A 14249-nucleotide genomic window follows, 5' to 3' on the forward strand; every position below is an offset into this window, starting at 1 on the left:
TATGCAATCCAATAAAAGTAAACGCACACGCTCAATAAATTTAGCAAGCATGCGCAAAGGCTTTAGCGTAAAACCTTTGGCCTTAGGTGTCACCGCTATATTTTTATCTTCTTGTGGCGACAAGCAAGATGCCATGGTTTTCACTAGCCCGGAGGAATGTACTAACGCCAACCCTGAACTAGCTGAAAAATGCAACTTAGCTTATCAAGAAGCCTTAGCAGAAGCAGAACGTACTGGGCCCAAATACAATTCACAACGAGATTGTGAGAGCGAATTCGGCAGCAACCAATGTCACGCCGTTAACAACAGTTCTGGCTCATTTTTTATGCCTTTCATGGCGGGTTACATGCTAAGTAATTTAATGTCTCCTAGGGGATATTATTCACAGCCCATGTTTACCTCCTACTCGAGGTATTCGCCCTACAGAAACCGCTGGATTGGTGCTGATGGTTACGATTTTGGTGATTATCGTCGCCGTTCTATGAAAGTCAGTGAAAAAGCCCTGAAACCTAAACCAACGGTAAATAAAACCATGAAGCGTGGTGGTTTTGGCAGCAGTGTTAGAGCCAAGTCCAGTTGGGGTAGTAGCAGTAAAAAAGGCGGCTGGGGTGGATAACCCCCATCCCTCACTGTTTGTGCAAACCCCGCACTTATTCAAACCAGCGACCTTATGCTTAGATTAGACATAAAAGAGCGCAACAATTGGCAGCGTAAAGCAGGCGATTATGGCTTTAAGTTTCATACCATGTACGGCGAACCCTATTGGGATGAATCGGCCTACTACCAATTTACGTTGCAACAAATAGAACAAGACTTAGAAGATCCTACCGAAGAAATTCAGCAAATGTGTTTGGCCGTCGTAGATGAAGTGGTTAAGTCGGAACAACTATTAGAAAAGTTTCAGATACCGCAACATTTCTGGCAACAAATTGCCGATTCTTGGCAGCAAAAACAGCCTAGTTTGTATTCCCGATTAGACTTTGCCTATCACGGAAAAGGCCCAGCCAAACTATATGAAAATAATGCCGACACCCCTACTTCGCTTTACGAGTCTGGTTTTTGGCAGTGGTTATGGCTTGAAGACCAAGTAAACTTAGGCTTACTGCCTAAGCAATCTGATCAATTTAACTCTTTGCAAGAAAAACTGGTGCACAGGTTAGCCCACATTGCTAAACACTATGATGTTCAACACATGCATTTTGCCTGTTGCCAAGACACCGAAGAGGATAGAGGCACGGTGCAATACCTGCAAGATTGTGCCAAAGAATCAGGTCTGTTGAATGACTTTGTCTTTATGGAAGATATCGGTTTAGCCGAATGTGGTAGTTTTAGTGACTTACAAAATAATAAAATTGAGACGCTGTTCAAACTCTATCCTTGGGAATTTATGCAAAGAGAAGAATTTGGCGAGTCTATTCGAGACGCAGGGGTAAACTGGATAGAACCAATTTGGAAATCCATTTTATCGAACAAAGCCTTGATGCCCATGTTATGGAAAATGTTCCCCGAACACCCCAATTTACTAGCTTCCTACTTTGAAGACGAACTTGCCAACGCAACAGAAACTAAATTAGTGAAAAAACCAATATTCTCTCGTGAAGGGGCCAACGTTAGTATCATTGAGCAAGGTAAAACCGTACTACACGCTGATGGCCCATACGGTGAAGAAGGGTTTATATATCAGCAGTTTTGCCCTTTACCAAAATTTGGCAACCACCACACACTAATTGGCTCATGGTTGGTAGGTGACAAACCCGCTGGCATTTCCATGCGCGAGGATTCATCTCTCATTACCCAAGACTCAAGCCGCTTTTTACCGCATATCTGTATTTGAGTCGTGCCTAGTGCCTAGCATCAAGGCACTCACTGTGAGTTAAGAACTCAGTTAACCCACAGTTTATGCCGTTAAGTCCAACACTTATTTTTAAAATTGCAACTTTATATCTAGAAGTTACCAATATAGGAAGGGGTGCTAATAGGTAATTGCATGCTAGTAGCAGACAACAAACCTGTTTCATTATTTCTTGCTAAAACAGAAATATCGCCCGATTTTTGATTCGCAATTAGCAAGTAGTTTTGGTCGGCAGATATGGTTATATCTCTAGGCCAGTTGCCTATAGTAGAATGCTGTTGTAGTAATTTTAACTTACCATTTTTTCCTACCGACAATACCGATATTTTATTTACGCCTCGTACTGCTGCATACACATAGCGGCCATCAGCCGACACTTTAATGGCAGAAGCAGTGTTGCCGTCAGGATCGGTGTCACGCAATAATTCCACTCTTTGTTTGGCGTTTAGCTTTCCTGAATCTAAATCTTGGTCGAATACAGTAATGGTATTCGACAGCTCATTTAAGCCGAATACCCATGCTTTCTGTGGATGTTGAGCTATATGCCGAGGACCATCACCCGCTTGCAACTTAGCCGCTACTTGCGCAGTAAATTCGCTGTCTTGGCTATCAAATAATTTTATTTCATCGGTCCCTAAATCCACTGCATACAAGAATCGACCGGTTTTATCCCATTCAACGTAATGCATATGAGGGGCTTCTTGGCGACTATTGTCTCCTTTGCCTTCATTCTTAAAATATCCGGCTTTACTTAGCGTTAATGATTGCGTATCGACAGAATACATAAACACTTCACCCGAGCCGTAATCAGCAATGGCGACTTTAGATCCATCAGGATTCGTCGCAATATGGCAAGCGCCACGCCCCAAACCTTCTACCTGTTGCACTAAATCAAACTTAGCTGTGTTGTTATTCCATTTAAAACTCGCAATGCCACCTTGTTGTTTCCCGGTTGCAGCCAAGATATTTTTCGTTTGACTATCGATACTCAAATAAGAAGGATTAACAGCACTGGCCACTAGCCCAATATTTTTCAATTCCTGCTTAGTATCGTCCAAAACAATGCGATATACCCCTTCGCTCCCATCTTGAGTATAGGTACCAATCAAAAATTCTTGCTGCGCCGCGAAGGTAGCCTGTGCCGCCAGCATTGATAACCCACAAAGTATTGCTTTTAATTTCATTTAGTTTTCCGTTTTTGATTCTATTCCGCTCAGTGCCCCCTACTTTACAATAGTTTAATATGTTCATACATATTTTTAACGTGTAAAATTATCTGATAGACTTACTTCTTTTTATCTGTGCGACTTGCATATTACCGTTGCAACTAACTACTCCTAGCCTTCACGGCCGTACTTAAGGTTTCAAAATCCATTTATGTCTTTAATTAAAATATTCATTATTAGCATAGTATTTTCCGGCTATGCCTTAGCAGATACAGACGCTAAAAATTGCGTATCATGCCACAAACAAGCGGTATCAGATTGGCAAACATCTGATCATGCCAAAGCCATGGATATTGCCTCTGCCAAGTCTGTACTCGGTGACTTCTCCAATATTACCGCAACCCACCACAGCCAAAGCGCAACCTTTTATAAGAAAGGAGAAGCGTTTCATATTCGCTTTACTGAGGGCGGTAAAACAACAGACTATAAAGTCACTTACACATTTGGCCATTACCCGTTACAACAATATTTAATTGAAACCGATGACAACCGATTTCAAGTATTCCCTTTCTCTTGGGATTCTCGCCCTAAAGAACAAGGGGGCAAAACTGGTACCCTGTTTATGCCGATGAAGATATCCAAGCAGCAGACAGACTGCATTGGAAACAACCTTTACAAAACTGGAATGGCATGTGCGCCGATTGTCACTCAGATGGATTAAAGCGTAAGTACACCCCAGAAACTAACCATTTCGACACTAGCTGGGATAACATCAATGTCGGTTGTTTATCTTGTCATGGTGAAATGAAAGATCACGGCAGTCCCAAGACAAATAAAAATACACTCAACCTCACAGCCAAAGAACAACAAGTCATGGGTCAATGGCTACTCACACTTAAGGTAAAAAAGTAGCCCAGTGGCAAGGTGAAAAACGTGACAATAGCTTTATGGACAACTGCTTTGCCTGTCATTCACTGCGTACCCCGCTGACCGATGGCATCACCCCAAACAGCGCATTTTTAGACCAATTTTCCCCCTCATTTCTGAGTCAACCTATGTACCATGTTGACGGGCAAATAAAAGAAGAAGTGTATGTTTACGGCTCATTCTTACAGAGTAAAATGTTCCACGCTGGGGTAAATTGTATTGACTGCCACAATCAACACACCATGAAAATAAAGGTGCAAGGCAATGGCTTATGTTTACAGTGCCACAATGCAGAAGTATACCAACAGCCTGCACATTTAAACCATCCAGAGGACTCAGCTGGCGGCCAGTGTATCAATTGTCATATGCCAGAAAAAACCTACATGGGCGTCGATGCGCGACGAGACCATAGTTTTAGGATCCCTCGTCCAGAGTTAACCCAAGCATATCAAGCGCCAAATACGTGTAACACTTGCCATCAAGATAAGTCTGCAAGTTGGGCAAAAAATCAAATTACAAAATTATATGGCAACAATAATCCATTAAGTAAAACCGAAGCGGATCTAATAAAACTACAGCATCAGTTTATGCTGCCACTAGATCAACACTTAGCCATTATTAATGACAAAAACATCAACGAAATTTATCGCGCCAGTGCTATTGCCCTACTGCCCAATTCCGCCCAAGAGCTGTCGGATGTGCAAATTAAAAACTGGGTGAATTCTTCAGAACCGTTAATCCGCTTAGCCACTGCACAAGTAGGGTTTTTGTTGCCAATAGCTGAACGCTCAAAGAGTTATTTAAGTTTGTTAACCGACGAATTTAAAGCGGTTCGCGTACAAGCTGCCAATCACTTGTTACAATTAGGGCTCAATCACTCAACACAGCTAGAACAAGCCTTTGACGAGCTCATCAGTTCTCATCAAGTAAGTATGTGGCGCGGAGAAGGTGGGTTAAACATGAGTATGGTTCAACTTAACTTGCAACAGTTAGACCCGGCCATACAATCTTTACAACACTCAATTAACGTTGACCCATACTTTCCGGCGGCTTACATAAATTTGGCTGATATTTATCGCCGTTCACAAGCCCCAGAAAAAGAAAGTGCAACCTATCAAAAAGGCATTGCTGCTAACCCTAAGTCAGGTATTTTACATTACAGTTTTGGTTTACATCAGATCCGTAACGGCGAAAAGCAGGCTTCACTAAACTCATTTAAGCAAGCGATTAAGTTTGAACTATAGGCAATATGCAATATGCCTATGTATATTTTATCGCACTGGATAACCTCGGCAAAACAGCACAGGCGTTAGCACAATTAAAAATGACCATTGGTAAGTACCCAGCACCCTTCCAGTTAGCGCAACTTGGCATGGGCTTCGCCCAAAAACTCAATGACCGAGCAGCCTATGATTTCTTCCAAAAGAAAATGGCACCATAACTCCGCCTTTTGGCTCGTGACTATCAGTTACGAGCCAAAAGGCTGAGCAACATATGGGACTACAGGTGATAATAATACCAACCCTTATTGATACGTAATCAGTTATTTAGAGTTAAAAAGACAACCTAAGGTCTGGATAACAAGTATCGTCGAAGCTAAACAATCCAACGCCGCTAGACACAAAAAGAGCGTTATCCAGAGGTTCGGCTTATCCAGGACTCAGGTTAAATAATTAAGTACTCAATACAGATTGCTGTGAAACCCATACTTACGCTTCAGTTGCTCATATTGTTTTGATTTTAGTACTACCTTTAACGCGGTATTAAATAACGCTACATTCTTAACTTCTTTAAATGCCATTGAGTAATCACTAACAGGAAAAACCGAGTGTATTCTGACTTTATCTAGCTCCCTGCTCCACTCAGATTGTTCGGCCAAGGTATAAAAAATCTGTCTTTCCATCACCACAAAGTCTATTCTTTTTCTAAACAACATTTCTGGTTGTTTAGATTGATCGCTCATTTGCACAAACATAGGACTAGACATAGCCGCTTCGTTAAACTCTGTCCCCAACACTTTATGTGCCAACTGAAAACTGGCAATACTGTGTGTACTTAAGTCGGAAATAGTATCTACCTTGAAATTATTTTCAGCTAGAGAAACAGCAACATTCTGATATTGAATATAAGGGTGAGTTAACACCGACCTGTCAGAAAAAACCTTATCATTGGTACTCATGACGCCATCAACGTCATTCATGTACAACATTTTTGAAGCGCGGCCATAATTCACGTAATGAAATACCGCTGTTTTTCCCATTTCTTTAACAATCATTCTAACCAGTTCAATTTCAAAACCGCTCTCTTTATCCTGAATGACATACGGCGGTTTATGAATTCCTGACATAATTGTCAGCGTGTCGGCACTTATTGCAAAAAAGGGAACAATTAACAGCAAAAGAATTCGGTACATATCACTACTACTTTTAATGAAACTTATATTTATCTTCACAATTTTTGTCATCATGAGACACAGCACTGAATGACAAAAAAATACACTATCTACTAATTTTATCTAACGCTCCCTGCCTTTTAGATTGCCCAAGCTAATACTCAAAAATGTATTGATCCAGTATTAACAGAGCAATTTTGTGCTAAACAGTCATTCAAACTATTTAGTGTGCTTATACATCGTTGAGTATTAATGGCTTAGTGTTTTTATTATCTAAGGCTTATAGTGCTGGTGAGTATGCTGTCGATTGCATAAACACTACATCTATTTTTTTCACCAAAGGTCCATTTACCTTCGAGGCTTTAGCCGCCAATTTCCATTCTGGATCGTTAACAAATGTTTGCCACTTAGCTTTTGCATCGGCCTCGCTATCGTGCTCTAAAATATAAATCAGAGTATTTTCTGAATCTGGGGCTTGAGTTGGCGTCCAATAGGCAATCACTTTCATGCCAAGTCGAGTAAAAATAGCATGAGTATGATTGTTAAATCTCGCATGCAGATCATTCAACTTCCCATCGTAGGTATGATACGTACGTAGCTCATACACTTTTTCAGGCTTTGCGTTGTGCTGGCCAGCGGCAGCATTAAAAATGCTGAAACACATAATCATGCTGATGAGCTGCAAAGCGCTCCTCATGGGTAATCCCGTAAACGTCTTCAAAATATACTTCCTTTAACAATTAGGTCGCCAAATACTACCCCAAACTGTCAAAAATACTACATTTTAACAAGATGACTATCGCCCAAGTAATCGACCACATAAATTAGACACTAGGGAGATGTTTCCCGAACCGTCGTAGTTGTGATAGCATTTTGTGACGCAAAACCAAGGTTATTAACGTGAAGACAAAAGCTACTTCCTTAGACATTGCCTATCAGGCTGGTGTATCCCAATCTACAGTCTCCCGGGCCCTACGAAATAGCCCCTTGGTAAATGAAGAGACCCGCAAAAAAATTCATGCCTTGGCAAAAGAGCTTAACTACAAAGTAGACAAAAATGCCAGCAACCTACGCTCACAACATACCGGCACCTTAGCTCTTTTATTGTTTGAAGATCCCACTTCTGACGACTCTATGATTAACCCCTTTTTCTTGTCAATGTTAGGTTGCATTACTCGTGCAGCCGCCAAAAATGGCTATGATTTATTGGTTTCATTTCAACAGCTCAGCGAAGATTGGCATGCCGATTACGAAGACGCCTCCAAAGCCGATGGCTTAATATTACTAGGCTATGGCGACTACGTAGATTATGAAGACAAACTCAAACAACTTAACGAGCAAGAAACCCACTTTGTACGTTATGGCACAATAGAAGAAGGTCAAACGGGGGTATCCCTCGGTTGTGATAATTTTTCTGGTGGCTACCAGATGACCCAACACCTGATCAGTCTTGGTTACCAGACATTTGCGTTTTTAGGAGGCGCAGACGAACACTGCCCAGAGTTTAAAGACAGATATTTAGGGCATTGTAAAGCACTACGCGAAGCCAATATAAAGATTGTCCCACACAACCAAATTGACGCAATTTCTACCGAAGGATCTGGTTTTAGCGCGGCCAACCAACTGATACAACAACACAATCTACCAGAAGCAGTATTTTGTGCCTCAGACATGATAGCTGTCGGCGCATTAACCGCATTTCAAAAGCAAGGCATTAATGTCCCCAAACAAGTCGCCTTAGCCGGATTTGACGACATCCAGGTCGCTCACCTTACCTCTCCAGAACTAACCACAATGCAGCAAAATACCAAGCTAGCAGCCGAAGTTTTAGTCGAGTCGTTGATCAAAAAGATCCACGATCTACCAGTAGAATCCGCCCTCATCCCCGCGAAGTTAATCATCAGAGAATCCTGTGGCGGCAAACCAAACGGATAATAAGACTTAAAACACTACCTGAATGACAGAAGTATGTAACGTCATTCCTGCATGTTGTTAGCAGGGATCCCAAAGCCCCCAACACAGTCATTCCTGCATGCTTTTAGCAGGAATCCACAGTACCGAATAAGTGACAGTAGTGACCAAAGCCAAACCGATTCCGGCTTAAAACACCACCGGAATGACGTAGGTGAGTAACATCACCCCTACCCCCAACACCGTCATTCCTGCATGCTCTTAGCAGGAATCCACAGTGCCGAATAAGTGACAGTAGTGACCAAAGCCAAACCGATTCCGGCTTAAAACACCACCGGAATGACGGGAATAGAGCGAGACCGATTCCGGCTTAAAACACTACCGGAATGACGAGAGTAGAGAACACCTGCATGACGCCCCAACGTCACCTCTGCCCCCAACAACGTCATTCCTGCATGCTGTTAGCAGGGATCCACACGGCCGAATAAGTGACAGTAGTGACAACCACAAAACCAAACCGATTCCGGCTCAAAACACTACCGGAATGACGGGAATAGAGCGAAACCGATTCCGGCTCAAAACACTACCGGAATGACGTAGGTGAGTAACATCACCCCTACCCCCAACACCGTCATTCCTGCATGCTCTTAGCAGGAATCCACATGGCCGAATAAGTGACAGTAGTGACAACCACAAAAGCAAAACCGATTCCGGCTCAAAACACTACCGGAATGACGGGAATAGAGCGAAACCGACTCCGGCTCAACAGACCACCGGAATGACGAAGGTGAGTTGCGTCATTCCTGCATGCTGTTAGCAGGGATCCACACGGCCGAATAAGTGACAGTAGTTACGTCGGTAAATTTTCTTTCATTTATGTTATTTAGTTACATATCAGCATCATATCGGATTCACGCAACCGTCACATAAATGCCATTGAAATGAAGTGTTACCTGTCTAGTCTGCAGCGATTAATCACGTACTTACTTGTAATTATTCTGTCAACTAAGGAAGCTGCCATGTCGCTCTCAAACTTAAAAAAATCAATTTTACCGCTTGCTCTTGTAGGGGCTTTAACCGCTTGTGAAGGTGACAAAACTTATGTTACCAATGTTGTAGAACAAGTCACAGAACCAGACCCGGTCCCTACTGAAACAGAAAAGCCTGCTTATAACCAATTCAAAATTGGCCTACTCCCAGATACGCAAGGAGGAAGTGATGCAGAAGGACAAGCCCATGTTTCGATGCACCCGATGTCTGAGTTATTAAAACATCAAGCGGCAGCCGGCACCAATATGGTAATTGCCGTAGGAGACTTGACTGACAAAGGATCAGACATTGAATTTGCCGAATGGCGCTCAGTAGCCGAAAGTTATAAAGAGCAAGGCATTGAGTTTTTACCAGTAATGGGAAATCACGAAACAAGTTACGCATATACCTATAACTGGATTGAAAATATGAAACATTTCATTCCTAAAGATGCCGTACACATGCCTAGCTACGAGTGGGTAAATTACTATGTCATACGTGAAAACGTGTTAATCATCGGGCTCGCTTATTACAACCTACCTATTGCTTTTGACTGGATCAAACAAGTCGTACTAGAAAACGAAGATAAAGTAGAACACATAGTGGTAGCCAGTCACGATGGCTTGATTGGAGCCAAATATGGTCAAACACGAGAGCAAATCGTCGACGGCACAAAAGAAGATAACTGGGTGTTTGATGTGCAACCCAAAATTCGCGAATTCTTTGCGCAACGTGATGTGATTTATGTACAAGGACACGAACACCAATATCAACGCTCATTAATCAGTTCACAATCTGCACTTACCACTTTGCCATCAAGCGCAACACCGACTGGCGGCAACTACCGCATGAACACTTATACACAAATCATGTCAGGTAACGCGTCATACAAAGGATATGAATTCCGTTACGGTGAACGCGACTTGGTTCAAATGATAGTGTCACAAAAAAATGCCACCAAAAGCAATGGCTCAACCCATTATGATGTGAATTCATCAATGCTTACCTTTAATCAAGATCGAATAGACTATCAATCTTACTATGCCCAACATACGGCGCAGTCAAACGACCAAGATCAAGGGTTTACCGCCGAATGGCATCTAGCTGATAAATTTTCTCGTACTACTAATCGTTGTGAAACCGTTGTTTACGCCAATTCATTGCTGCACGACACTCGCCCAGTATTGGTATTGTCTCCTGAATACAAAACCAACGACTGTTTTGCTGACGACGGCTCATATGTCAGTTTAGTAGGCGGTGAGAACAACACCTTCAACCGCACTGACACTCGCACCAGAGATATGGGCTTTACGCCTGGATTTAGTCGTGCCGAATCGTTAAATGACTTGATGCGTTTAGCTTATCAGTGGATCTTTCAATATCATGAAAGCTGGTCTCCAAACTTAAATAGTTCGGCTCGAATTATTCCTGACTATGCGAATGATGAAATGATCATTCCAGAAACTACAATAGATCTCAAAGAACACGTAACCTTGAGCTGGACACCTGCCGTGGATACAGCCTCTGACATTCTGATTGTCAGTGGTACGCAAAACCAAACGGGTGTCTACCAGGACGACTACGGAGTATTAAAAGACATACAAGCGGACACTGGATTAGCCATGTCGCAGACCGATTCATCAGCCAAACAAGCCATCACTTTACCCGCAACTGCTACTCAATCTTGGGATATTAGCAATGCCGTAGCCGATGCTTATGCTGTTAGCTTTACCGCCCCAGAAACGATCGACCCAAGCACAGTACAATTGGCCAGCAAAGATACTGAATGGACTGCAATCGCTCCAGATACCTGTGTAATAGATCAGGCATGGGACGAAACATTCTTAACTCAAGCACCACAGCGAGACGAAACTTGTAGCGAGTATCCGCTTGTAGGCTACGACAGTACATTCGGCAATCGTTGGTGGGTAGTACTAACTGCCGACGCTGAACTGGCGTTAATTAATAAATAAGCATACAAATCTACAATTAGTAATCGAATATCAATTAAAAACGGTGCGAGCTCAAAACTTGCACCGTTTTTTTGTTAGCCAAATAACCCTATTTTAGTCACATAAAACCGATCCCGGCTCATACGTCATTCCTGCATGTTGTTAGCAGGAATCCAAAAGCCTCCAACACCGTCATTCCTGCATGCTGTTAGCAGGAATCCACACGGCCGAATAAGTGACAGTCATGACCAAAACAAAACCGATCCCGGCTCAAAACACTACCGGAATGACGAAGGTGAGTTGCGTCATTCCTGCATGCTGTTAGCAGGAATCCACACGGCCGAATAAGTGACAGTCATGACCAAAACAAAACCGATCTCCGGCTTAAAACACTACCGGAATGACGGGAATAGAGCTAAACCGATCTCGGCTCAAAACACCACCGGAATGACGAAGGTGAGTAACGTCATTCCTGCATGCTGTTAGCAGGAATCCACAGTGCTGAATAAGTGACAGTCATGACCAAAGCCAAAACAAAACCGATCCCGGCTTAAAACACTACCGGAATGACGGGAGTAGAGCTAAACCGATCCCGGCTCAAAACACTACCGGAATGACGAAGGTGAGTTGCGTCATTCCTGCATGCTGTTAGCAGGAATCCACACGGCCGAATAAGTGACAGTCATGACCAAAACAAAACCGATCTCCGGCTTAAAACACTACCGGAATGACGAGAGTAGAGCTAAACCGATCCCGGCTCAAAACACTACCGGAATGACGGGAGTAGAGCGACACCGATTCCGGCTCATACGTCATTCCTGCATGCTGTTAGCAGGAATCCACAGTGCCGAATAAGTGACAGCAGTGACCAAAACAAAACCGATCCCGGCTCAACAGACTACCGGAATTACGGGAATAGAGCGAAACCGATTCCGGCTCAACAGACCACCGGAATGACGAGAGTAGAGCTAAACCGATCTCCGGCTCAAAACACCACCGGAATGACGAGAGTAGAGCTAAACCGATTCCGGCTCATACGTCATTCCTGCATGTTGTTAGCAGGAATCCACACGGCCGAATAAGTGACAGTAGTGACAACCACAAAAACAAAACCGATTCCGGCTCAAAACACTACCGGAATGACGAAGGTGAGTAGCGTCATGCCTGCCCCCAACACCGTCATTCCTGCATGTTGTTAGCAGGAATCCAAAAGCCTCCAACTCCGTCATTCCTGCATGCCGTTAGCAGGGATCCTGCAGTGCCCTCTTTCTTTTGTGGGAATAGGGTAAGGTTGTTACTTTTTCTTACGACTTCTTTACTAATTGTTTGCTATTTATTTGCCATCAACTTATCTAGCTCTTGATACAAGCTAGTATTGTTATTTTTTTGTGCGAAGCGCAGTACTTCTACACCGTTGGCCGGAACCGTAACCTCGATACTTCCGTTATTGACCGAATACCATTGGTCGCTTAATTGACTTTGCCATTTCCCATTAGAAATCCATTTATCTAGCACTATCGTTTTAGCAGTGTCTGCCTTATTCAACAACACCAACGCGGTTTCAGTATTTTGTTTATCTTCTAACACTCGTAGAAAACTGGCTGTGTCTTGAGTGAATTCAAGGTTAACCTGCAAACCACGTTGCAGCGCTGGCGTACTTTGTCTGACTAAATTAATGCGCTTAAGATTCTGATAAATAGCGTGTTTAGGTGCTTGGTCAACTCGCTCTTGACCGTAATAATTGCGATTACCTTCATGTTCGCTCAAGCCACGCATAAAACCAATTTCAGATCCGTAATACACCACGGGTATGCCGCGAGAGGTAAATAACCAGTTATTGGCATTAATAAACCCTTTGTCATCGGCATTCATTCGAGCCATGTCGTGATTATCATAAAAGGTCATCAGTTCGTAAGGGTTATAATAAGGCCCGTGAGTTAAATATAAATACGACTGAATGTCCTCGTAACTCGCATCTTGGTTTTCAAACACGCTTGTGATCGCCCGTTGCCCTGGAAAGTCTAATACACTTATTGCGCCATTTTTAGGCAAGGTATGCTGTGCGACCTTTGTGGCTTCATATTCAAAGCTTTCACCAAACATAAAGAAGTCAGGGTGAATTGCTCGAATGCGATCACTGAATTGTTTCCATAATTGGTGTGGCATATGGCGAATGGTATCGATTCTAAAGGCTTCTGCGCCTTGTTCAATCCAATGCAAATAAGCCTCCACAAAATAATCCAACACCGCTGGATTATCGGCGTTCATATCAGACAATTGTGCTAAGTCAGGTTTGTGATTATAAAATTGATGTAGAGGGTTACTGGCGTCAAGTTCACTGGGGGCGAGATTCTGATGATCCGCAACCAATTTGCCATTTCGATCATATATTTCACCAAACTTAGGCAGGTCAGTGGCCATGGTATAAGCGGGAGAACCATGATTCAAAACAATATCTAAAACAGGCTTGATGCCTTTATTTTTCAACGCAAGGTTAAGCTGCTTATAGTGCAATCCCTCCGAGTATAAATGTTCATCCTCGACAAAAAAGTTCACCCCCCAATATCCGTGATACCCCGTTTTTCCGCCATCTTTAAACTGCCCAGCAAATTTTATAGGCTCCCCACCATTAAAAGGTAAATCAGGGTTATCAACAATGGGGTTATCCACAACGCTGAAAACCCCATATCGGTTAAATAATCAATGTTATCGACAATGCCTTTGAAGTCGCCGCCCAAATACCCCACATTTGCATTTTGCTCACCTGCGGGGTTAAACATTTCGCGATTAAAAGTGTGGTGTTCGCCCCCTTGCTCAAGGTGGTTATTGCTTTTATCACCATCAACAAAGCGGTCAGTCATCAAGAAATAGACCGATTCTTTGGCAAATTGATCTTGTGTGCCGTAGTACTCTGGTTGTCCAGTTTTGACCTGTTTTATCGAAGTAGACTGACAAGCCGATAACACGGCCATACTTGCTAGGCTCAATGCCATTAATTTTAAAGGTTTCATTTTTAGCGC

Annotated in this window: 13 protein-coding genes; 8 read left to right on the forward strand and 5 right to left on the reverse strand. The window is 42.9% G+C overall.

Going from position 1 to position 14249, the window contains the following annotated elements:
* Position 1 precedes the first annotated feature (1 nt).
* The gene (locus RS130_RS20465) at positions 2 to 616 is read left to right on the forward strand and encodes a DUF1190 family protein (RefSeq protein ID WP_316027460.1); all 615 of its coding nucleotides are present in this window, start codon (positions 2 to 4) and stop codon (positions 614 to 616) included.
* Positions 617 to 670: 54 nt separating this feature from the next.
* Positions 671 to 1834: a glutathionylspermidine synthase family protein gene (locus RS130_RS20470; protein ID WP_316027461.1), complete on the forward strand. Its 1164-nt coding sequence runs from the start codon at positions 671 to 673 to the stop codon at positions 1832 to 1834.
* A gap of 110 nt (positions 1835 to 1944) precedes the next feature.
* Here RS130_RS20470 and RS130_RS20475 read toward each other — a convergent pair whose 3' ends face one another.
* Positions 1945 to 3036 carry a lactonase family protein gene (locus tag RS130_RS20475; RefSeq protein ID WP_316027462.1) on the reverse strand — a complete coding sequence of 364 codons (1092 nt, stop codon included), beginning with the start codon at positions 3034 to 3036 and terminating at the stop codon, positions 1945 to 1947.
* Positions 3037 to 3229: 193 nt separating this feature from the next.
* Between RS130_RS20475 and RS130_RS20480 the strand changes: the two genes are divergently transcribed.
* From RS130_RS20480 to RS130_RS20495, 4 genes are read left to right on the forward strand one after another with little or no spacing between them, the layout of a single operon-like run.
* On the forward strand, positions 3230 to 3739 hold the full coding sequence (locus tag RS130_RS20480; RefSeq protein WP_316027463.1) for a multiheme c-type cytochrome: 510 nt from the start codon (positions 3230 to 3232) through the stop codon (positions 3737 to 3739).
* On the forward strand, positions 3709 to 3930 hold the full coding sequence (locus RS130_RS20485; RefSeq protein ID WP_316027464.1) for a hypothetical protein: 222 nt from the start codon (positions 3709 to 3711) through the stop codon (positions 3928 to 3930). The genes RS130_RS20480 and RS130_RS20485 overlap by 31 nt, the downstream gene beginning before the upstream one ends.
* A gap of 35 nt (positions 3931 to 3965) precedes the next feature.
* The gene (locus tag RS130_RS20490; protein WP_316027465.1) at positions 3966 to 5189 is read left to right on the forward strand and encodes a cytochrome c3 family protein; all 1224 of its coding nucleotides are present in this window, start codon (positions 3966 to 3968) and stop codon (positions 5187 to 5189) included.
* Between the two features lie 5 nt (positions 5190 to 5194).
* Positions 5195 to 5386 carry a hypothetical protein gene (locus RS130_RS20495; protein ID WP_316027466.1) on the forward strand — a complete coding sequence of 64 codons (192 nt, stop codon included), beginning with the start codon at positions 5195 to 5197 and terminating at the stop codon, positions 5384 to 5386.
* A 240-nt stretch (positions 5387 to 5626) separates the two neighbouring features.
* Here the strand turns inward: RS130_RS20495 and RS130_RS20500 are convergent, their stop codons facing one another.
* Both RS130_RS20500 and RS130_RS20505 read right to left on the reverse strand, forming a co-directional pair.
* Positions 5627 to 6358 carry a substrate-binding periplasmic protein gene (locus RS130_RS20500; RefSeq protein ID WP_316027467.1) on the reverse strand — a complete coding sequence of 244 codons (732 nt, stop codon included), beginning with the start codon at positions 6356 to 6358 and terminating at the stop codon, positions 5627 to 5629.
* A gap of 259 nt (positions 6359 to 6617) precedes the next feature.
* The gene (locus tag RS130_RS20505) at positions 6618 to 7058 is read right to left on the reverse strand and encodes an NIPSNAP family protein (protein ID WP_316027468.1); all 441 of its coding nucleotides are present in this window, start codon (positions 7056 to 7058) and stop codon (positions 6618 to 6620) included.
* A 179-nt stretch (positions 7059 to 7237) separates the two neighbouring features.
* Between RS130_RS20505 and RS130_RS20510 the strand changes: the two genes are divergently transcribed.
* Both RS130_RS20510 and RS130_RS20515 read left to right on the forward strand, forming a co-directional pair.
* On the forward strand, positions 7238 to 8272 hold the full coding sequence (locus RS130_RS20510) for a LacI family DNA-binding transcriptional regulator (protein ID WP_316027469.1): 1035 nt from the start codon (positions 7238 to 7240) through the stop codon (positions 8270 to 8272).
* 995 nt (positions 8273 to 9267) lie between these two features.
* Complete coding sequence (locus RS130_RS20515) at positions 9268 to 11250, forward strand: metallophosphoesterase family protein (protein ID WP_316027470.1); 1983 nt, start codon at positions 9268 to 9270, stop codon at positions 11248 to 11250.
* A gap of 1308 nt (positions 11251 to 12558) precedes the next feature.
* On the opposite strand, the gene RS130_RS20520 is transcribed toward RS130_RS20515, so the two are convergent.
* Both RS130_RS20520 and RS130_RS20525 read right to left on the reverse strand, forming a co-directional pair.
* Complete coding sequence (locus tag RS130_RS20520) at positions 12559 to 13899, reverse strand: alpha-amylase family glycosyl hydrolase (RefSeq protein WP_316027471.1); 1341 nt, start codon at positions 13897 to 13899, stop codon at positions 12559 to 12561.
* Complete coding sequence (locus tag RS130_RS20525) at positions 13842 to 14240, reverse strand: alpha-amylase family glycosyl hydrolase (RefSeq protein WP_316027472.1); 399 nt, start codon at positions 14238 to 14240, stop codon at positions 13842 to 13844. The genes RS130_RS20520 and RS130_RS20525 overlap by 58 nt, the downstream gene beginning before the upstream one ends.
* Positions 14241 to 14249 lie beyond the last annotated feature (9 nt).

The organism is Paraglaciecola aquimarina (assembly GCF_032464635.1).
Lineage (GTDB): Bacteria > Pseudomonadota > Gammaproteobacteria > Enterobacterales > Alteromonadaceae > Paraglaciecola > Paraglaciecola aquimarina.

What these genes read in the sequence shown, in the direction of transcription:
- RS130_RS20495 (WP_316027466.1), top strand. Translation starts at nt 5,195, where the DNA reads ATGCAATATGCCTATGTATATTTTATCGCACTGGATAACCTCGGCAAA.
- RS130_RS20465 (WP_316027460.1), top strand. Translation starts at nt 2, where the DNA reads ATGCAATCCAATAAAAGTAAACGCACACGCTCAATAAATTTAGCAAGC.
- RS130_RS20485 (WP_316027464.1), top strand. Translation starts at nt 3,709, where the DNA reads ATGTGCGCCGATTGTCACTCAGATGGATTAAAGCGTAAGTACACCCCA.
- RS130_RS20500 (WP_316027467.1), bottom strand. Translation starts at nt 6,358, where the DNA reads ATGTACCGAATTCTTTTGCTGTTAATTGTTCCCTTTTTTGCAATAAGT.
- RS130_RS20480 (WP_316027463.1), top strand. Translation starts at nt 3,230, where the DNA reads ATGTCTTTAATTAAAATATTCATTATTAGCATAGTATTTTCCGGCTAT.
- RS130_RS20475 (WP_316027462.1), bottom strand. Translation starts at nt 3,036, where the DNA reads ATGAAATTAAAAGCAATACTTTGTGGGTTATCAATGCTGGCGGCACAG.
- RS130_RS20525 (WP_316027472.1), bottom strand. Translation starts at nt 14,240, where the DNA reads ATGAAACCTTTAAAATTAATGGCATTGAGCCTAGCAAGTATGGCCGTG.
- RS130_RS20490 (WP_316027465.1), top strand. Translation starts at nt 3,966, where the DNA reads ATGGACAACTGCTTTGCCTGTCATTCACTGCGTACCCCGCTGACCGAT.
- RS130_RS20470 (WP_316027461.1), top strand. Translation starts at nt 671, where the DNA reads ATGCTTAGATTAGACATAAAAGAGCGCAACAATTGGCAGCGTAAAGCA.
- RS130_RS20515 (WP_316027470.1), top strand. Translation starts at nt 9,268, where the DNA reads ATGTCGCTCTCAAACTTAAAAAAATCAATTTTACCGCTTGCTCTTGTA.